General features: G+C 71.1%; 15 protein-coding genes and 1 tRNA gene. 14 read left to right on the top strand and 2 right to left on the bottom strand.

The features are described from left to right. The first annotated feature begins 108 nt into the window (after window positions 1-108). From J2S46_RS14230 to clpX, 6 genes are all read left to right on the top strand, one after another. Window positions 109-182 (top strand) — tRNA-Pro (locus tag J2S46_RS14230). Between the two features lie 271 nt (window positions 183-453). After that, window positions 454-1,944 (top strand): MDR family MFS transporter, encoded by a 1,491-nt coding sequence (locus J2S46_RS14225; RefSeq protein ID WP_191289287.1) that lies wholly within the window; start codon window positions 454-456, stop codon window positions 1,942-1,944. 249 nt (window positions 1,945-2,193) lie between these two features. After that, window positions 2,194-3,591 carry a trigger factor gene (gene tig / locus J2S46_RS14220; protein WP_191289286.1) on the top strand — a complete coding sequence of 466 codons (1,398 nt, stop codon included), beginning with the start codon at window positions 2,194-2,196 and terminating at the stop codon, window positions 3,589-3,591. Between the two features lie 301 nt (window positions 3,592-3,892). Continuing rightward, window positions 3,893-4,510 (top strand): ATP-dependent Clp protease proteolytic subunit, encoded by a 618-nt coding sequence (locus J2S46_RS14215; protein ID WP_286158465.1) that lies wholly within the window; start codon window positions 3,893-3,895, stop codon window positions 4,508-4,510. Between the two features lie 59 nt (window positions 4,511-4,569). After that, window positions 4,570-5,262 (top strand): ATP-dependent Clp protease proteolytic subunit, encoded by a 693-nt coding sequence (locus J2S46_RS14210; protein WP_073927835.1) that lies wholly within the window; start codon window positions 4,570-4,572, stop codon window positions 5,260-5,262. Window positions 5,263-5,556: 294 nt separating this feature from the next. After that, on the top strand, window positions 5,557-6,846 hold the full coding sequence (gene clpX / locus J2S46_RS14205) for an ATP-dependent Clp protease ATP-binding subunit ClpX (protein ID WP_073927834.1): 1,290 nt from the start codon (window positions 5,557-5,559) through the stop codon (window positions 6,844-6,846). A 78-nt stretch (window positions 6,847-6,924) separates the two neighbouring features. On the opposite strand, the gene J2S46_RS14200 is transcribed toward clpX, so the two are convergent. Beyond that, a complete protein-coding gene (locus J2S46_RS14200) occupies window positions 6,925-7,659 on the bottom strand; it encodes a hypothetical protein (RefSeq protein WP_191289285.1) in 735 nt (244 codons plus the stop codon). A gap of 211 nt (window positions 7,660-7,870) precedes the next feature. Here J2S46_RS14200 and J2S46_RS14195 point away from each other — a divergent pair, with 211 nt between their 5' ends. Both J2S46_RS14195 and J2S46_RS14190 read left to right on the top strand, forming a co-directional pair. Further along, entirely contained in the window at window positions 7,871-10,531 is a 2,661-nt protein-coding gene (locus J2S46_RS14195) for a valine--tRNA ligase (protein WP_191289284.1), read from the top strand. 573 nt (window positions 10,532-11,104) lie between these two features. Then, window positions 11,105-11,632, top strand: a complete 528-nt coding sequence (locus J2S46_RS14190; protein ID WP_073927832.1) for a hypothetical protein — start codon at window positions 11,105-11,107, stop codon at window positions 11,630-11,632. Between the two features lie 83 nt (window positions 11,633-11,715). On the opposite strand, the gene J2S46_RS14185 is transcribed toward J2S46_RS14190, so the two are convergent. Next, window positions 11,716-13,272, bottom strand: a complete 1,557-nt coding sequence (locus tag J2S46_RS14185; RefSeq protein ID WP_191289283.1) for a chitinase — start codon at window positions 13,270-13,272, stop codon at window positions 11,716-11,718. Between the two features lie 431 nt (window positions 13,273-13,703). On the opposite strand from J2S46_RS14185, the gene folC reads away from it, so the two are divergent. From folC to mreD, 6 genes are all read left to right on the top strand, one after another. Beyond that, entirely contained in the window at window positions 13,704-15,095 is a 1,392-nt protein-coding gene (gene folC / locus J2S46_RS14180) for a bifunctional tetrahydrofolate synthase/dihydrofolate synthase (RefSeq protein ID WP_191289282.1), read from the top strand. A gap of 1 nt (window position 15,096) precedes the next feature. Beyond that, window positions 15,097-15,450 carry a DUF4233 domain-containing protein gene (locus J2S46_RS14175; RefSeq protein ID WP_073927830.1) on the top strand — a complete coding sequence of 118 codons (354 nt, stop codon included), beginning with the start codon at window positions 15,097-15,099 and terminating at the stop codon, window positions 15,448-15,450. A 171-nt stretch (window positions 15,451-15,621) separates the two neighbouring features. Continuing rightward, a complete protein-coding gene (gene ndk / locus J2S46_RS14170) occupies window positions 15,622-16,035 on the top strand; it encodes a nucleoside-diphosphate kinase (RefSeq protein WP_073927936.1) in 414 nt (137 codons plus the stop codon). 294 nt (window positions 16,036-16,329) lie between these two features. After that, window positions 16,330-17,355 (top strand): rod shape-determining protein, encoded by a 1,026-nt coding sequence (locus tag J2S46_RS14165; RefSeq protein ID WP_073927935.1) that lies wholly within the window; start codon window positions 16,330-16,332, stop codon window positions 17,353-17,355. A gap of 125 nt (window positions 17,356-17,480) precedes the next feature. Further along, the gene (mreC, locus tag J2S46_RS14160; protein ID WP_191289281.1) at window positions 17,481-18,422 is read left to right on the top strand and encodes a rod shape-determining protein MreC; all 942 of its coding nucleotides are present in this window, start codon (window positions 17,481-17,483) and stop codon (window positions 18,420-18,422) included. A 3-nt stretch (window positions 18,423-18,425) separates the two neighbouring features. Continuing rightward, window positions 18,426-19,073: a rod shape-determining protein MreD gene (mreD, locus tag J2S46_RS14155; RefSeq protein WP_191289280.1), complete on the top strand. Its 648-nt coding sequence runs from the start codon at window positions 18,426-18,428 to the stop codon at window positions 19,071-19,073. Window positions 19,074-19,099 lie beyond the last annotated feature (26 nt).

Here is a 19,099-nt window from a genome sequence, read left to right as displayed (position 1 = left end):
CAGCCTACCTGGTCCGGTCGGGTGTGTGCACACTCCTTTCGCCGCGGCGGCCTCGGAGAATGTCGGCGAGCCGTGGGGGCCCGGCGTGTACGCTTCCTCTCGGCACCACGGGGTGTGGCGCAGTTTGGTAGCGCGTCCGCTTTGGGAGCGGAAGGCCGTCGGTTCGAATCCGGTCACCCCGACAGTGCGGCAGGGTCTCGTCGGACAGGCGGGGCCCTGTTGTCGTTCCGCGGTGCGGGCGCTGTTCGGCCGGGTGTTCCGCGGCCTGGGCCGGTGCGGTGCGACGGGTGCTGCCAGGGGTGGGTGCGTCCCCCTTCAGGCCTTCTCCGTGCTTCAGGCCTTCTCCGTGCCGGGTCGAACGTGCACGTCCGCCCGGTCCGGTCACGGACTCGCGCTTCGCGCCGCGGTCGGGCAAGGTGGAATGTTGATTGTTCACCAAAAGCTGGAGACCGGATGCCCGCCCCCGACCCCACCGTCCCACCGCGCCGGGGGATCAACGCGAAGACCGCCGTCGGCGTCGTCTTCGTGGCCTCGCTGTTCATGTCGATCATGGACACCACCATCGTCAACGTGGCGCTGCCCTCGATCGGGCGGCAGTTCGGCGTGGACCCGGCGGGCGTCGGCATCGTCAACGTCGGCTACCTGGTCAGCCTCGCGGTCTTCGTCCCGCTGTCCGGCTGGCTGGGCGACCGCTACGGCACCCGGCGGGTCTTCCTGGTCTCGCTCTCCCTCTTCACCGTCGCCTCGCTGCTCTGCGGCGCCGCCGACTCGATGGCGCAGCTCACGCTCTACCGGATCTTCCAGGGCGCGGCCGGCGGCATGCTCACCCCGGTCGGGATGACCATGCTCTTCCGGGCCTTCCCGCAGGAGGAGCGGATGCGGGCCACCCGGGTGCTGATGCTGCCGACCGCCGTCGCGCCCGCGCTCGGCCCGGTGCTGGGCGGCTGGCTGGTCGACGGCTGGTCCTGGCACTGGGTGTTCATCGTGAACATCCCGGTCGGCGTCGCGGCCCTGGTCTTCGGCCTCCTCTTCCTGCCCGACTACCGCGTCGAGCGGGCCGGGCGCTTCGACGCGGCCGGGTTCCTGCTCTCCGCGGCCGGCTTCGGCCTGCTGATGTACGCCCTCGCGGAGGGGGCCGGCCAGGGCTGGGGGAGCGCCCGGATCCTGGTGTCCGGCGTGACCGGGGCGCTCGCCCTGGCCGCACTGGTCGTGGTGGAGCTGCGCCGCCCGGAGCCGATGCTCGACCTGCGGCTGCTGCGCGACCGGATCTTCCGGACGATGAACCTGCTCTCCCTCTTCTCCGGCGCGGCCTTCCTGGGCATGCTCTACCTCTTCCCGCTGCTGATGCAGGACGCGCTCGGGATGGACGCGCTGCACAGCGGCCTGATGGTGTTCCCCGAGGCGATCGGCGTGATGATCGCCTCACAGGTGGCGGGCCGGCTCTACCCGCGGATCGGCCCGCGGCGGATCCTGGTCGTGGGCGCCACCGTGGTGGCGCTCTGCCTGGCGGCGATGACGGCGATCACGCCGGAGAGCAACCTGTGGGCGGTGCGCGGGCTGATGTTCGTCACCGGGTTCGCGATGTCGCACGTCTTCATGCCCTCGCAGACCGCCGCCTTCGCCACCGTCCCGGCCCGCGCGACCGGGGCGGCGTCCACCCTGTACAACGCCCAGCGGCAGCTGGGCTCGGCGCTCGGGGTGGCGGTCCTCGGCACCGTCCTGACCGCGGTCGGGACGGTCACGGTGGACACCGCGGGTACGCCCGTGGCGAACCTGGCCGCGTACCGGGCGGCCTTCCTGGTGGCCTCCGGGCTGGCCCTGGTGGCGGCCGTCATCGCGTTGTCCGTCCGGGATTCCGATGCGGCGGCGACGATGCGAAAGGTTCCCGGGCCTGCCGCGGAGCCCGCCGGCGAGGCCCTCCGGGACGCCTCGCGGGCGGTCTGAGAGCACTTCGGCGGCGGCGTCCTGGCGTCCGCCTTTCGTGGTACCGGTAGGATGGGCCGCTGGTGGTAGTGCCTGTGGTGTATACCCAGGTCAGCCACCCGAGGGCGAGGAGTCACTCTCAGCGTCCACCCCCACGGGAGATGCAGCCCCAACCGCCCATCGCCCGTCTCGCCCGACCTGACCGGCCCATGCCGGCCGCCGGGAACGGCGGAGACAACCCTGACCGCAAGCCCAATAGGAGACCCAACCGTGAAGAGCGCCGTCGAGACTCTGAACCCGACCCGGGTTCGACTCACCGTCGAGGTGCCCTTCGAGGAGCTCAAGCCCAGCCTCGACGCGGCGTACAAGAAGATCAACCAGCAGGTCTCGGTCCCGGGCTTCCGCAAGGGCAAGATCCCGAACCGTGTCATCGACCAGCGCTTCGGCCGTGCGGCCGTGCTGGAAGAGGCCGTCAACGACGCCCTGCCGCGCTTCTACACGCAGGCCGTCGACGAGGGCAAGATCGAGGTCCTCGGCCAGCCCGACATCACCGACATCGAGGGTGTCGAGAAGATCGCCGACGGCGGTGACCTCAAGTTCACCGCCGAGGTCGACATCCGCCCCGAGGTCACCCTCCCCGACTTCACCGAGATCTCGGTGACCGTCGACCCGATCGTCGTCTCCGACGAGGACGTCGACAAGTCCCTGGAGCAGCTGCGTGAGCGCTTCTCCTCGGTCAAGGACGTCGAGCGCGAGGCGGCCGCCGGCGACATCGTCGTCGTCGACCTGGAGGCCAAGGTCGACGGTGAGGTGCCGGACGACGGCATCGCGTCGGGCGTCAGCTACGAGATCGGCTCCGGCCGGCTCATCGACGGCATCGACGACGCCGTCGTCGGCCTGGCGGCCGGTGGCACCGCGACCTTCAGCACCGAGCTCAAGGGTGGCACCCAGGCGGGCAAGACCTCCGAGGTCACCGTCACCGTCACCGCCGTCCAGGAGAAGGAGCTCCCCGAGCTGGACGACGAGTTCGCCCAGCTGGCGAGCGAGTTCGACACCCTGGACGAGCTGCGTGCCGACTCCCGCAAGCGCCTTGAGCGCATGAAGGAGTTCGACCAGGCCACCCAGGCCCAGGAGAAGGTCCTGGACGAGCTGCTCTCCAAGGTCGAGATGGACTACCCGGAGAAGCTCCTCAAGGACGAGATCGAGACCCGTCGCCACAACCTCGAGCACCACCAGCTGGAGCCGATGGGCCTGACCCTGGAGGCCTACCTCGCCACCCAGGACAAGTCCCTGGAGGACTTCCTGGCGGAGACCGAGGAGCAGGCCAAGAAGGGCATCAAGACCCAGTTCGTCCTCGACCAGATCGTGGGCAACGAGGAGCTGGGCGTCAACCAGGAGGAGCTCACCGAGCACCTCATCCGCCGTGCCGCCGGCTCGGGCCTGACCCCGGACCAGTTCGCGCAGCAGGTCGTCCAGGGTGGCCAGGTGCCGCTGCTGGTCGGCGAGGTCGCCCGCGGCAAGGCGCTGGCGCTGGTGGTCGAGGCCGCCAAGGTCGTCGACACCGAGGGCAACGAGATCAACTTCGACGACGACGAGACCGACGAGTCGGCCGAGACCGTCGAGGCCGCTGCGGCGGACGAGACCGCCGAGGGGTCGACCGAGGCCTGAGCCCCGGTAGACGCCTGATCGAGCAGTGGGCCCGGACGCCGTGCAGCGGCGCCCGGGCCCACTGCCGTCTGTGCGCGGGGCGTGTGCGCACGGCACTTCGGGGCCCTTCGGGGGCCGCCGGACCCTGCGCTCACAGCGAACAGTTCTGCGTGGGGGATTCTGCGGCCCGGCCTGCGCGTTAGGGTCCTTGGACAGCGACATTCACGCAGTGATATCTCAAGCTGTGCGACAAAGTGACGGCCGTGGAGCGACCGTCCAAATCGACTGAGCAGGTGGCTAAGTGACGTTCCCGCAGATGCAGATGCCTGGCCTGATGGCGCCGCACGCCGCCGGTGGTGACGTGCTCGGCGGCCTGGGCGACCAGGTCTACAACCGGCTGCTCAACGAGCGGATCATCTTCCTCGGCCAGGCGGTCGACGACGACATCGCGAACAAGATCACCGCGCAGCTGCTGCTCCTGGCGGCTGACCCCGAGAAGGACATCTACCTCTACATCAACTCCCCGGGCGGCTCGATCACGGCCGGCATGGCGATCTACGACACCATGCAGTACATCAAGAACGACGTGGTCACCATCGCGATGGGCATGGCCGCCTCGATGGGCCAGTTCCTGCTGACGGCCGGCGCCAAGGGCAAGCGCTTCTCGCTGCCGAACGCCAACATCCTGATGCACCAGCCCTCGGCCGGCCTCGGCGGCTCCGCCACCGACATCCGGATCCAGGCCGAGCAGCTGCTCCGCACCAAGAAGCGGATGTCCGAGCTGATCGCGCACCACAGCGGCCAGACCTTCGAGCGCGTCACCGCGGACTCCGACCGCGACCGCTGGTTCACCCCGGAGCAGGCCAAGGAGTACGGCCTGATCGACTCGATCATGCACAGTGCCGCAGATGTCCCCGGCGGCGGCGGCACCGGCGCCTGAGCGCCCCCTCCCGCACCCCACACACGACGGCACGCACGCATTCGGAGGACGGAACTCCCATGGCCAGCAACACCCCCTTCGGCCCCAACACGCCGCGCGCCGAGTACTTCGGCGCCCGCTCCGAGTCCACTGCCCCGCGGGCAGAGGGCCGTTACATCGTCCCGCGCTTCGTCGAGCGCACCTCGCAGGGCGTTCGCGAGTACGACCCGTACGCCAAGCTGTTCGAGGAGCGCATCATCTTCCTCGGCTCGCAGGTGGACGACGTCTCGGCGAACGACATCATGGCCCAGCTGCTCTGCCTGGAGTCGATGGACCCGGACCGCGAGATCCAGATGTACATCAACTCGCCCGGCGGCTCCTTCACGGCGCTGACCGCGATCTACGACACCATGCAGTACGTCAAGCCGGACATCACCACCGTCTGCATGGGCCAGGCGGCCTCCGCCGCGGCCGTGCTGCTGGCGGCCGGCACCCCCGGCAAGCGGATGGCGCTGCCGAACGCCCGGATCCTGATCCACCAGCCGTACACCGAGACCGGCCGCGGTCAGGTGTCGGACCTGGAGATCCAGGCCAAGGAGATCTTCCGGATGCGCGAGCAGCTGGAGGAGATGCTCTCCAAGCACTCCAAGAAGCCGGTGGAGCAGGTGCGCGACGACATCGAGCGCGACAAGATCCTGACGGCCGAGGAGGCGCTGGAGTACGGGCTGATCGACCAGATCATCTCCACCCGCAAGACCTCGCTGACCGACTGAGGTCACCGGCGGTCCGGGCGGGGCGCACTTCCGTGTTCGAACGAGCACCGTGCGTCCCGCTCCGGCGGTCGCGGCACTGCCCGCCCGGCCGCCCCCAGCACGGCCCACGCCTGCCGGACGGCATCTGTTCGGTATCAATTCGCCCAGGGCGTAGGGCAGACCTGCCGAAGACAGCGGAATCACCGGCCCGGCAGAGTACCGTCGGATAGCGAGACCGAGCGCCATCGGCGTTGACGGTCCACAGCACCAGGCCCCGGAACCCCCGCGGGGCCCCTGGCGAAGGGGAAGCACCTCGTGGCACGCATCGGAGACGGTGGCGACCTGCTCAAGTGCTCGTTCTGCGGCAAGTCCCAGAAGCAGGTGAAGAAGCTCATCGCCGGGCCTGGCGTGTACATCTGCGACGAGTGCATCGACCTCTGCAACGAGATCATCGAGGAGGAGCTCGCCGAGACCTCCGAGGTGCGGTTCGAGGAGCTCCCGAAGCCCCGCGAGATCTACGAGTTCCTCGACCAGTACGTGGTCGGCCAGGACACGGCGAAGAAGTCGCTGTCGGTGGCCGTGTACAACCACTACAAGCGCGTCCAGGCCGGTGAGGCCGGCCGAAGCGGCGGCAACGGCCGTGAGGACGCGATCGAGCTCGCGAAGTCCAACATCCTGCTGCTGGGCCCCACCGGCTCCGGCAAGACGCTGCTCGCCCAGACCCTGGCCCGGATGCTCAACGTGCCGTTCGCGATCGCGGACGCCACGGCGCTGACCGAGGCCGGGTACGTCGGCGAGGACGTCGAGAACATCCTGCTCAAGCTGATCCAGGCGGCGGACTACGACGTCAAGAAGGCCGAGACCGGGATCATCTACATCGACGAGATCGACAAGGTCGCCCGCAAGAGCGAGAACCCGTCGATCACCCGTGACGTCTCCGGCGAGGGCGTCCAGCAGGCGCTGCTGAAGATCCTGGAGGGCACCACCGCCTCGGTGCCGCCGCAGGGCGGGCGCAAGCACCCGCACCAGGAGTTCATCCAGATCGACACCACCAACGTGCTGTTCATCGTGGGCGGTGCCTTCGCGGGCCTGGAGCGGATCATCGAGGGCCGGGCGGGTGCCAAGGGCATCGGCTTCGGCGCCAACATCCGCTCCAAGCGGGAGAGCGACTCCAGCGACCACTTCCGCCAGGTGATGCCCGAGGACCTGGTGAAGTTCGGCATGATCCCCGAGTTCATCGGCCGTCTGCCGGTCATCACCAGCGTGCACAACCTGGACCGCGAGGCGCTCCTGCAGATCCTCACCGAGCCGAAGAACGCGCTGGTCAAGCAGTACCGCAAGCTCTTCGAGCTGGACGGCGTCGAGCTGGAGTTCTCCCGCGACGCGCTGGAGGCGATCGCCGACCAGGCGATCCTGCGCGGGACCGGCGCGCGCGGCCTGCGCGCCATCATGGAGGAGGTGCTGATGTCCGTGATGTACGAGGTCCCCTCGCGTCAGGACGTCGCCCGCGTGGTGGTGACCGGGGACGTCGTCTCCAAGCACGCCATCCCGACCCTGGTGCCGCGCGACATGATCAAGCGGGAGCGGCGCGACAAGAGCGCCTGACCCGGAACACGCAGGGGCCCCGCACACCGTCCGGTGCGCGGGGCCCCCGCATGTCGGGCGCGGCCGGCCGTCAGTCGGTCACTTGGCGATCTCGGCGGCCAGGCGCAGTTCGCGGGCGGCGGCCGCGGCCCGGTCCAGGTCGGGTTCGACGTCCGGGCCGCCGCTCAGCACCATCACCACGGAGCTGTTGTCGGCCCAGACGCAGACGCTGTCCGTCTCCTCGGGGGCCTTCATGGTCTCGCAGGTCAGGTAGCCGCCGAGCGGGCCCGGGTCGAAGGTCCGGCGCGGGCCGAAGGTGGTCCCCTGCGCCTTGCCGCTGGACTCGAAGCCCTCCAGGAACTTCCGCAGCTCGCTCTCCGGCCTGACGACCTTGCCGTACCCGCCGGCCACGATCACGCCCGTCCCGTGCTCCTGGTCTGCGTAGACCCCGGCCACGGCGGTGGGCTTCCAGGGGTTGCTGCCGCTGGAGTACACCTCGGCCAGGCCGCTCTGGAGGGTCCGGGCGGTGGGGTTGTCGTCGTCCCGCTCGGCGCCCTGGAAGGTCGCGGGCAGCACCACCTTGTGGGTGCCGGTCTTCGATGCGACGTCCCAGAGGAACCAGCCGAGCGTGCCGCCGCCGAGCAGCACCGCGCCGGCCACGCAGCCGAGCACGATCCACAGCGTCCGGCGGGACTTCTTCGGCGGCACGGGCTGCGGGTAGCCGTAGGCGTAGCCGGGCGGGACCGGCCCGCCCTGCGGGGGCACCGCGCCGTACTGCGGCGGGGCGGCGTACGGCTGGGCCGGCGGCGGGCCGAAGGGGTTCTGGTCGGACACGGTGGCCCTCTCTGCTGAGCGCTCGCACGGCGATCGGTGGTGGTCCGGCCGGGCTCGGTCTGCACCCGGACGAAAGCTCGTGCGAGTGCGGCGCACGCTATCGCAGGAGGCTCGTGCCGCGCTCGGAATACCGGCCCCGCCGACCCGCCCCGCGCGGCCGGCCGGGAAAGCGGTTCGTAACCCGCGTCCGCCGTTACGTAAACTGTGCGTCGTGACCGACACCACGAACCAGCGCCCCGAGAACTCCCATGGGGACGACGCAGCAGCGACCACCGCCAACGGCGGCGGCATCCCCACGACCTACGCCCCGGCGGAGGTAGAGGGCGCGCTGTACGAGCGCTGGGTGGAGCGCGGCTACTTCACCGCCGACGCCAAGAGCGACAAGCCCGCGTACACCATCGTCATCCCGCCGCCGAACGTCACCGGTGCCCTGCACCTGGGCCACGCCTTCCAGCACACGCTGATGGACGCCCTGACCCGCCGCAAGCGCATGCAGGGCTTCGAGGCCCTCTGGCTGCCCGGCATGGACCACGCGGGCATCGCCACCCAGAACAAGGTCGAGCAGCAGCTCGCCGAGTCCGGCCTCTCCCGCCACGACCTGGGCCGCGAGGCCTTCGTCGAGAAGGTCTGGGAGTGGAAGGAGCAGTACGGCGGCAAGATCCTCGGCCAGATGCGCCGCCTCGGCGACGGCGTCGACTGGTCGCGCGAGCGCTTCACCATGGACGAGGGCCTCTCGCAGGCCGTCCAGACCATCTTCAAGAAGCTCTTCGACGACGGCCTGATCTACCGCGCCGAGCGCATCATCAACTGGTGCCCGCGCTGTCTCACCGCACTCTCCGACATCGAGGTCGAGCACGAGGACAGCGCCGGCGAGCTGGTCTCGATCCGCTACGGCGAGGGCGAGGACTCCATCGTCGTCGCCACCACCCGGGCCGAGACGCTGCTCGGTGACACCGCGATCGCCGTCCACCCCGAGGACGAGCGCTACGCCCACCTGGTCGGGCGCACCGTCGCGCTGCCGCTGACGGACCGCCGGATCCCGGTCGTCGCCGACGAGCACGTCGACCCGGAGTTCGGCACCGGCGCCGTCAAGGTGACCCCGGCGCACGACCCGAACGACTTCGCCATCGGCCAGCGGCACGACCTGCCGAACCTGACCGTGATGGACGAGCACGGCGTGATCACCGTGCACGGCCCCTTCCTCGGCCTGGACCGGCTGGAGGCCCGCTCGGCCGTCGTCGGCGCCCTGCGCGAGCAGGGGCGCATCGTCGCCGAGAAGCGCCCCTACATGCACGCCGTGGGCCACTGCTCGCGCTGCCACACCATCGTCGAGCCGCGGCTGTCGCTGCAGTGGTGGGTCAAGGTCGAGCCGCTGGCCGCCGCCGCGGGCGACGCCGTCCGCGACGGCCGGGTCGCCATCCACCCGAAGGAGCTGGAGGGCCGCTACTTCAGCTGGGTCGACAACATGCACGACTGGTGCATCTCGCGCCAGCTCTGGTGGGGCCACCGGATCCCGGTCTGGTACGGCCCCGAGGGCCAGGTCGTCTGCGTCGGCCCCGACGAGGAGCCGCCCGCCGGCGAGGGCTGGCACCAGGACCCGGACGTCCTGGACACCTGGTTCTCCAGCGCCCTGTGGCCGTTCTCGACCCTGGGCTGGCCCGAGCAGACCCCGGACCTGGAGAAGTTCTACGCCACCGACGTCCTGCTCACCGGCCACGACATCATCTTCTTCTGGGTCGCCCGGATGATGATGTTCGGCCTGTACGCGATGGACGGTCAGGCGCCTTTCCACACCATCGCGCTGACCGGCCTGGTCCGCGACCAGTTCGGCAAGAAGATGTCCAAGTCCTCCGGCACCGCCGTGGACCCGCTGGACTGGATGAACGAGTACGGCGCCGACGCCGTCCGGTTCACCCTGGCCCGCGGCGCCAACCCCGGTGCCGACGTGCCGATCGGCGAGGACTGGGTCAAGGGCTCGCGCAACTTCTGCAACAAGATCTGGAACGCCACCCGCTTCGCGCTGATGAACGGCGCCACCGTCGAGGGCCCGCTGCCGGCCCCCGAGGAGCTGACGGCGGTCGACCGCTGGATCCTGTCCCGCCTCAACGCCACCGTGGCCGAGGTCGACGGGCTCTACGACGACTACCAGTTCGCCAAGGTCGCCGACACCCTGTTCCACTTCGCCTGGGACGAGGTCTTCGACTGGTACGTCGAGCTCTCCAAGACCACCCTGGCCAAGGGCGGCCCGCAGGCCGACGCCGCCCGCCGGGTGCTCGGCGAGGTCCTGGACGTGACGCTGCGCCTGCTCCACCCGGTCGTCCCGTTCGTCACCGAGGCGCTCTGGACCACCCTCACCGGTGCCGAGTCGCTGGTCGTCACCGCCTGGCCGACCGCCGACCCGGCCCGCCGGGACGCCGCCGCCGAGGCCGAGGTCGCCACCCTTCAGCAGGTGGTCACCGAGGTCCGCCGGTTCCGTTCGGACCAGGGCCTGCAGCCCGCGCAGAAGGTGCCGGCCACCCTCGACCTGGCCGGGACGGTGCTGCCCCCGCACGAGGACGCGATCCGTTCGCTGCTGCGGCTGACCGCTCCCGAGGAGGGCTTCGCGGCCACCGCCTCGCTGCCGGTCGCGGGGGCCACGGTGGCCCTGGACCTCTCCGGCACCATCGACGTCGCGGCGGAGCGCAAGCGCCTCGCCAAGGACCTCGCGGCGGCCGAGAAGGACAAGGCGCAGACCACCGCCAAGCTCGGCAACGAGGGCTTCCTCGCCAAGGCGCCGGACGACGTGGTGACCAAGATCCGGGCTCGCCAGGAGGCCGCCGAGGCCGACATCGCCCGGATCACCGCCCAGCTCGCGGCGCTGCCGCAGGCCTGATCCACGGCGCCCCGGCCGGCCACGGCAGGCGCGGGCCCGCCCGGACGGTCCCCGAGGGCCGCACCCCGTCACCAGGGGTGTGGCCCTCGGGCGTTCCCGGCGCATTCCTGCGGATTCCGTGGCCGGCCGGGCGACGGCGGCGCGATCGCCTCGGGAAAGTCCGACCGGAATTCACCCGGACGGCCCGGTTCGGATCCGGGCCTTGCGCTGTTCCGGCGAATATTCATCACGGCTGTCACCGGAAACCCGTTCGGCGGTATTCCGGGGGTACCGGCAATCGGCCGCATCCTTCCGGCGGCGGCCCCGGGACGCCGGGCTCCCGAGCGGTGGCCGGCCTGGGGGGAGAGGCCCGGCCGGGGTGAATTCTGCTTCCCGTACGACTGATTCCTGTGGCCATTCGCGGGTAATCGGCCTGCTCCTGGGGGAAGGTGGGGAAATCCGTGCCGCACTCTGGTCAAAACCCGGTCGATTTCCTTCCGGTCTTGTACGGGCGGGTTCGGCGAAGTTCGCAGGTCGGCTGTGTACGGTGGGCAGGAGTTCTGCGGAGCCGACTGGCTGACGGGAGGGCATGGCGTGGTGGTGACCGAGGAGTTGGCCGACGAACTGCCTGCGGAAGCGGTGGAGGAGGCCAAGGCCCGCGCGGCCACCCTGCTGCTCGCCTTCCGGCACGGCAACCAGCTGGCGTACGACCACGCCCTGGACCGGCTCTTCGCGGAGCACGCCGAACGCGAGGTGACCACCCTGCTGGTCTGGATCGCCGCCGAGGCGGTGCGCAAGGCCTATGCGCCCGAGGTCGGCGACCGGGTGCTGCGCGGGCTGGCCCGCCGCGCGCCCGCCGACACCTCGCGGGTCGCGATCGACGAGGAAACCGCGGACGCGGCCCGGCTGCTGGAGGCCGTCGGGGCAGGCGAGGTCGGCGTGGTGCGCGCGCTGGTGGCCGAGACCGCCGACACCACCTTCCTGCTCGGCGGGCTGCTGCAGGCGGTGGCGATGATGCTCCCGCTGCTCCCGGAGGGGGAGGCCGGCGAGGTGGTGGCCGAGCTGCGCCGCCGGCACTGCGGCCCCGTCCCGGAGATCCCGGAGGCCCGGGGCGAGGCGTAGCGCGCGAACGGCCGTACCGGCCGGCCCCGGGGTGCGGGCCGGCCGGTACGGACCGGGTCGTGGGGGCCGTCACCGGCCGCCGGTCAGGGCATCGCGTGCAGGTGGCTGCCGACGGTGCCGGCGATCGGGCCGCCGGCCTTGGCGTCGTGGTTGGTCGACCAGGTCATCGCGCCACCGATGTCGGGCCACTTGGTGTCGGGCTTGAAGGTGCCGCAGTTGGTGCCGGCCGCCAGGCAGTCCAGCGCGTTGTCGACCACGCTCGCGCTGACGTACCCGCCGCCCGCCGCGCTGGTGGAGGCCGGTACGCCGAGGCCGACCTGGCTGGGCTTGAGGCCGCCCTTGAGCTGGATGCAGGCCAGCGCGGTCAGGAAGTTCACGGTGCCCTGCGAGTAGACCTGGCCGTCGCAGCCGAGCATCGCCCCGGAGTTGTAGTACTGCATGTTGACGATGGTCAGGATGTCCTTGACGTTCAGCGCCAGCTTGAAGTACTCCATGCCGGTCGACTGCATGTCGATGGTCTGCGGTGCCATGGTGAGCACGAAGCCGGCCCCGACCTTGCCCGCCAGGGTGTGCAGCGCCTGGCCCATGTAGGTGGCGCTGACGCCGTTCTCCAGGTCGATGTCGATCCCGTCGAAGCCGTACTGCTGGATCAGCGTGTACGCGCTGTTGGCGAAGTTGGTCGCGGAGGCCGAACTGCTCACCGAGATGGTGCCGTTCTGGCCGCCGATCGACAGCACCACCTTCTTGCCCGCCGCGTGCTTCGCCGCGATGTCGGCCTTGAACTGGGCGTCGGTGTAACCGCCGAGGCGGCTGGAGAGCGTGCTGTCCAGGGTGAAGCTGATCGCGCCGGGCGTGCTCGTCGCGTCGGCGAAGGACACCGCGATGATGTCGTAGGCCGCCGGGACGTCACTGATCCGCTGGACTGTGGCGCCGTTGTCGAAGTTCTGCCAGTAGCCGGTCAGCAGGTGCCTGGGCAGGCCGGGGCCGGTCGAAGTGGCCGTCGGGGTCGGGGTGGTGGCGGTCGGCGTGGGGGTGGTGGCCGTCGGCGACGGGCTGGTGCTGACGGTCGGGGTGGGGGTGGCCGGCCCGCTCGTGCTGCCCGACGGGGAGGGCGACGGGGTGCCGGGCCCGATCAGCGAGACGTTGTCCACCAGGTAGGAGCCCTGGCCGTACCAGCCGTGGACGTAGACGGTGACGCTGGTGGTGCTCGCCCCGGTGGTGAAGGTGGTGCTCAGGTTGTTCCAACTGGTGCTGCTGGACCAGGTGCTGGGGTCCGCGCCGCCGGTGCCCCGGGCGCCCAGGTAGACGTACGGGCCCTGCACCTCGGAGCGCAGGGTGTAGGTCGAGGACGGCTTCACCGTGACGGTCTGGGTGCACTCGCCGCTGTCGCTGCTGGTCGGGGTGACCCGCAGCGCGATCGAGGGGTGGTCCGCCGGGGTGGTGGGCGTGGTGCCGGCCGGGCAGTTCCAGTTGGTCAGGTGATTGCCGTACTCGAAGCCGCCGTTGGCGATGAGTTCGATGTCGGCGGCCTGGGCGCCGGCGGTCGACAGGACCAGGCAGCTCAGGCCGATCGCGATCGCCGCGGATCCGGCGATCGCGGTCTGGACGCCGCGGGCGCGGCGGTGTCGGGCAGGTGGCATGACTCCATCTCCAGTGGGGGAGGCCGGCCGACCCGGTGGGGGCGGGTCGTGCCGGGTGTCGATGGTGCGCGCGGGAGCGTCCGACAGTTCAAGTCGCCGGTAGGTCCGGGTACTTGCCTCACAAGGTGGAGTAGACCAATCCGGCTGTCAAGACCGCGGGGCGGCTTGCGCCGGTCCGGTGGCGGCCGGGCGGCCGGACCGGCGGCCCTCGCACGTCGCTCCGGGGGAGGGGTGGCCGCCGGCGACGATCACGAGGGCGGTGGGCCGGTGCCCGCGGGGCGGGCGAGCGGTCGCCGGCCGGCCGCGCCCGCCCGTTGCGCGGAAGACCGGACAAGCACCTCATTCGCCCCGGAGCGGACAAATCGGAAACAGTCGGTGCGCCCACCCGCACCGCGGCGGCCGGCCCCCCGGCGGCTCCGTAGACTGACCCCGTGAGCGACAAGGCCGAGCAGAACCCGTACACCATCCGCCCCGACGGCGCCGAGCCCGCAGAGACCCTGCGCGACGTCGAGCAGGAACTCGCCAAGCGCTGGCCGGAGAACAAGCTGGAGCCCTCGCTCGACCGGATCGAGGCGCTGATGGACATCCTCGGCCAGCCCCAGCGGGCCTTCCCGTCGATCCACATCACCGGCACCAACGGCAAGACCTCCACCGCCCGGATGGTGGAGCAGCTGCTCAACACCTTCGAGCTGCGCACCGGCCGCTACACCAGCCCGCACGTGGAGTCCGTCACCGAGCGGATCAGCCTGGACGGCAGTCCGATCAGCGTCGAGCGCTTCGTCGAGACCTACCGCGACATCGAGCCGTACGTCCGGATGGTCGACGAGGGCCAGCCGGTGGCGATGTCCTTCTTCGAGGTGCTCACCGGCATGGCGTACGCCGCCTTCGCCGACACCCCGGTGGACGTCGCGGTGGTCGAGGTCGGCATGGGCGGCTCCTGGGACGCCACGAACGTGATCGACGCCGCCGTCTCGGTGATCACCCCGATCTCGCTCGACCACACCGACAAGCTCGGCTCCACGACCGGCGAGATCGCCGTCGAGAAGTCCGGGATCATCAAGCCGGGGGCGATCGCGGTGGTGGCCCAGCAGCAGCTGGACGCCGCCCAGACGATCCTCAGGCGCGCCGTCGAGGTGGACGCCACGGTGGCCCGCGAGGGCATGGAGTTCGGCGTGCGCCACCGCGAGGTCGCCATCGGCGGCCAGCTGATGACGCTGCGCGGGCTCGGCGGCGAGGACTACGAGGACGTCTTCATCCCCCTGCACGGGGAGCACCAGGCCCAGAACGCCTCGCTGGCGCTCGCCGCCGTGGAGGCCTTCTTCGGTGTCGGCGGCGCCCGTGGTGGCAAGCTCGACATCGACAAGGTCCGCCAGGCCTTCTCGGGCGTCAGCTCGCCCGGCCGCCTGGAGGTCGTCCGGCGCAGCCCCACCATCCTGCTGGACGCGGCCCACAACCCGGCCGGCGCCGAGGCGACGGTCGCCGCGATCAGCGAGTCCTTCGGCTTCACCAAGCTGGTCGGCGTGATCGCGACCAGCGGGGACAAGGACGTCTCGGGTCTGCTGTCGGCCTTCGAGCCGCTGCTCTCCGAGGTCGTCGTCACCCAGAACTCGACCCACCGCCGGATGCCGGTGGACGAGCTGGCCGCCGTCGCGGTCGAGATCTTCGGCGAGGACCGGGTCCAGGTCGAAGCCCGGCTGGACGAGGCCATCGACGCCGCCGTCACCCTGGCGGAGGAGGAGGGTGACCTGGGCGGCTGCGGCGTGCTGGTCACCGGTTCGGTCATCACGGTGGGCGAGGCGCGCCTGCTGCTCGGAAGGAAGTGACATGAGGACGCTCTGTTCCTCGACCCTGATCGGCGAGGTGCTGCTGATCATGTTCGCCGGGCTGGTGGCCACCCGGCTCACCGACGTCTCCGGCGCCACCGTCTGGACGGTCAGCGCCGTCGCGATGGTGCTCTGCGTGCTGCTCTGCGGCATGATCACCCGTCCCGGCGCGGTGGCGGTCGGCTGGGTGCTGCAGATCGGGCTGATCGCCAGCGGCTTCGTGCTGCCGACCATGTTCGGCCTCGGGCTGGTCTTCGCCGGCCTGTGGTGGTGCTCGGTGCACTACGGCCGGAAGATCGACGAGATCAAGGCCGCCCGGGCCGCGCAGAGTGCCGGGCCGGCGGTAGTAGCCTGACGCCGGAGCCCGCCCGCGCGGGGCGTCCCGACGCTCTCCGACGCCTCGCCGCTCAGGGCCGGCCCGTCCCGCCGGTCCCGGGGGCGGCCCGATGAGCTGCGGCGCTCACGCAAGGTAACCTTCGGAGCAGCCGCATACACCATGCCGAACCGATTCCCCTGGAGCCGCACCGTGTCCCAGCGCACTCTCGTCCTGCTCAAGCCCGACGCCGTCAAGCGAGGCCTGGCCGGCGAGATCATCAGCCGGATCGAGCGCAAGGCCGGCTGGCAGCTCGCCGCCGTCGAACTGCGGACCTTCGACCGGGCGACGCTGGAGCAGCACTACGCGGAGCACGTCGGCCGCCCGTTCTACGAGCCGCTGCTCGACTTCATGACCTCCGGCCCGTCGATCGCGCTGATCGTGGAGGGCGAGAACGTCGTCCCCGGCATCCGTTCGCTGGCCGGCGCGACCGACCCGCTGCAGGCCGGTCCGGGCACGATCCGCGGTGACTTCGCCACCATCACCCGCGAGAACCTGATCCACGCCTCCGACTCCGAGGCCTCCGCCGAGCGCGAGATCAAGATCTTCTTCCCCTCGCACGCGTGAGCGGACACCCCGGTCGGCCGCCCTTGGGCCGGCCGGGGCATTCTTATCCTCAAATACGGAACTCCGGGCTCCGACACGGCGTCCCAATCCTCGTAGAAGCGATCACGCGCCGGACAATGGGTGCTGTCCCGTCCACCTCCGCCCACCCGGACGGGCGTGGCTACGATGGACACAACTCATGGGCCCGGTACGGCTGCTCAGCTGGTGTCCGCCCTGTCACGGGCGTGCGCGATCGGTCCACCCCCGCCATTGACTCCGAGCCCGGGAAGGCACACCAACCCCATGGCCAACAACCTGTCGTTCATCGGCCGTGACATGGCGATCGACCTCGGCACTGCCAACACGCTGGTGTACGTCAGGGGTAAGGGGATCGTCCTCAACGAGCCGTCCGTGGTCGCGGTGAACACCAACACCGGCGGCATCCTCGCGGTCGGCTCCGAGGCGAAGAAGATGATCGGCCGGACCCCCGGCAACATCGTCGCCATCCGCCCGCTCAAGGACGGCGTGATCGCCGACTTCGAGATCACCGAGCGGATGCTCCGCTACTTCATCCTGAAGATCCACCGCCGCCGCTACCTGGCCCGCCCCCGGGTGGTGGTCTGCGTGCCCTCCGGCATCACGGGGGTCGAGCGCCGCGCCGTGATCGAGGCCAGCTCGCAGGCCGGCGCGCGCCAGGTGCACATCATCGAGGAGCCGATGGCGGCCGCGATCGGCGCGGGCCTGCCCGTGCACGAGGCCACCGGCAACATGGTGGTCGACATCGGCGGCGGCACCACCGAGGTCGCGGTCATCTCGCTCGGCGGCATCGTCACGGCGCAGTCGATCCGGGTGGCCGGCGACGAGCTGGACAACGCGATCGTGCAGCACATCAAGAAGGAGTACTCGCTCCTGCTCGGTGAGCGCAGCGCCGAGCAGATCAAGATGAGCATCGGCTCCGCCTTCGCGCTGGAGGGCGAGAAGGACGAGCACGCCGAGATCCGCGGCCGGGACCTGGTCAGCGGCCTGCCCAAGACCGTGGTGATCTCCGCGGCCGAGGTGCGCGAGGCCATCGACGAGCCGGTCAACTCCATCATCGACGCCGTCAAGACCACCCTGGACCAGTGCCCGCCGGAGCTCGCCGGCGACGTGATGGACCGCGGCATCGTGCTCACCGGCGGCGGCGCCCTGCTGCGTGGCCTGGACGAGCGGCTGCGCCGCGAGACCGGCATGCCGATCCACATCGCCGAGAACCCGCTCGACTCGGTCGCGCTGGGCTCCGGCAAGTGCGTCGAGGAGTTCGAGGCGCTCCAGCAGGTGCTGGACGCCCAGCCGCGGCGCTGAGCAACCGCACGCCGCACACGGACGTCCCTCGACACGGACGGCCTATCAACTGAAGGGCCCTCACCCGCCCACAGCCCGGTGGGGGCCCGGCACCAGGACTCGGACGAAGGGGCAGCTCCAGCACCGTGAGGGACACACGAGAGAGCCGCTTGTTGCTCATCCTGCTGGTGGCCGTCGCCTTCGCCCTGATCACCGTGGACATCAAGGGCGGCGAGAGCTCGCCGCTCGGCGGCGCCCGGCGGGCCGCCGCGGGTGTCCTTGGACCGGTCGAGCGGGGCGCCGCCTCGGCGGTCGACCCGGTCGCGGACACCGTCCGCGCCTTCCGCGAGGCCGTCACCAACCGCGGCCGGACCGACCAGCTCAACAAGGACAACACCGAGCTGCGCCAGAAGCTGGCCTCCTCGGACGCCGCCGCCGGGCGCACCAAGCAGCTCGACGACCTGCTCAGGACGGCCGGCGCCGGCGGCTACACCGTCAAGGCCGCCCAGGTGATCGCGATCGGCCCGGCCCAGGGCTTCTCCTGGACCATCACCGTCGACGCCGGCAGCGACGACGGCCTCACCCGCGACATGACCGTCATCAACGGCCAGGGCCTGGTCGGCCGGATCACCACGGTGGCGCCGACCACGGCCACCGTGCTGCTCGCCTCCGACCCCGGCTTCAGCGCCGGCGCCCGGCTGGAGGGCGGCGGCGAGATCGGCTTCGCCTCCGGGCAGGGCACCGGCCCGATGAAGGTCTCGCTGCTGAACGGCCGGGCCCAGGTCAAGGAGGGCGACCGGATGGTCACCTTCGGGTCGCAGAGCGGGCGGCCCTTCGTGCCCGGCGTGCCGATCGGCAAGGTGGTGGAGGTCGAGGCGACCCCCGGCCAGCTCACCAAGACCGTCATGGTCGAGCCGTACGTCCAGTTCACCCGGCTGGACCTGGTCGGCGTGGTCGTGGTGCCGCCCCGCACCGACCCCCGCGACGCCGTCCTGCCGCCGGCCGTCGCCGCGGCCGCCCAGGCCCCCGCCGCACCCGCGGCCCCGGCGGCCGCCGCTCCGCCCGCCAGTCCCACAGGGGGGAACTGACCCATGCGTCTCACCCGGATCCCGGTCTCCGCCGTCCTGATCCTGCTCGGCCTGGTCCTCCAGGTCAGTGTGTTCGGCCGGCTCCAGCTGCCCGGCGCCACCCCCGACGTCCTGCTGCTCGTCGTGATCGGCCTCGCCATGGTCTACGGGCCGACCGGCGGCTGCCTGGTCGGCTTCGCCGCCGGCCTGCTGGCCGACCTCGCCCCGCCCTCCGACCACGCGATCGGCCGCTACGCGCTCGTCCTGTGCCTGATGGGGTACGCCGCCGGACTGCTCCGCGGCGAGCACGGCCGCCAGCGCTCGGTGGGTGGGGCGCTGCTGGTGGTCGCCGCGGCCGCCGCGGTCTCCACCCTGCTGTACGCGATGGTCGGCGCCCTGGTCGGCGACACCGCCGCCCGGCACGTGGGCCTCGTCGGCCTGGTGGTCAGCGCCCTGCTGTACGACCTGCTACTGGCCCCGTTCGTGGTGCCGGTGGTGATGCTGGTGGCCCGGCGCTTCGAGCACGACCCGGTGGCCGCCGCGAACGGCGACAGCGCCGGCAGCGGCGGGAACCTGGGCACCCTGGCCCGCTACCGCACCACCCGGGAGGCCTCGGCCGGCCCCGGCTACGGCAAGAAGAAGCGCGGCCTGGGCCTGGCCAAGCGCCCGTAGCGCCCCCGCGCGGGAGCCGGCCGGGC

Origin of the sequence: Kitasatospora herbaricolor (assembly GCF_030813695.1) — a bacterium.
In the GTDB taxonomy this organism is placed as follows: Bacteria; Actinomycetota; Actinomycetes; order Streptomycetales; family Streptomycetaceae; genus Kitasatospora; species Kitasatospora herbaricolor.
This window is presented reverse-complemented; position numbering and strand designations above follow the sequence as displayed.

What these genes read in the sequence shown, in the direction of transcription:
- J2S46_RS14175 (WP_073927830.1), top strand. Translation starts at nt 15,097, where the DNA reads ATGAGGACGCTCTGTTCCTCGACCCTGATCGGCGAGGTGCTGCTGATC.
- J2S46_RS14225 (WP_191289287.1), top strand. Translation starts at nt 454, where the DNA reads ATGCCCGCCCCCGACCCCACCGTCCCACCGCGCCGGGGGATCAACGCG.
- J2S46_RS14215 (WP_286158465.1), top strand. Translation starts at nt 3,893, where the DNA reads ATGCCTGGCCTGATGGCGCCGCACGCCGCCGGTGGTGACGTGCTCGGC.
- mreD (WP_191289280.1), top strand. Translation starts at nt 18,426, where the DNA reads ATGCGTCTCACCCGGATCCCGGTCTCCGCCGTCCTGATCCTGCTCGGC.
- J2S46_RS14185 (WP_191289283.1), bottom strand. Translation starts at nt 13,272, where the DNA reads ATGCCACCTGCCCGACACCGCCGCGCCCGCGGCGTCCAGACCGCGATC.
- J2S46_RS14210 (WP_073927835.1), top strand. Translation starts at nt 4,570, where the DNA reads ATGGCCAGCAACACCCCCTTCGGCCCCAACACGCCGCGCGCCGAGTAC.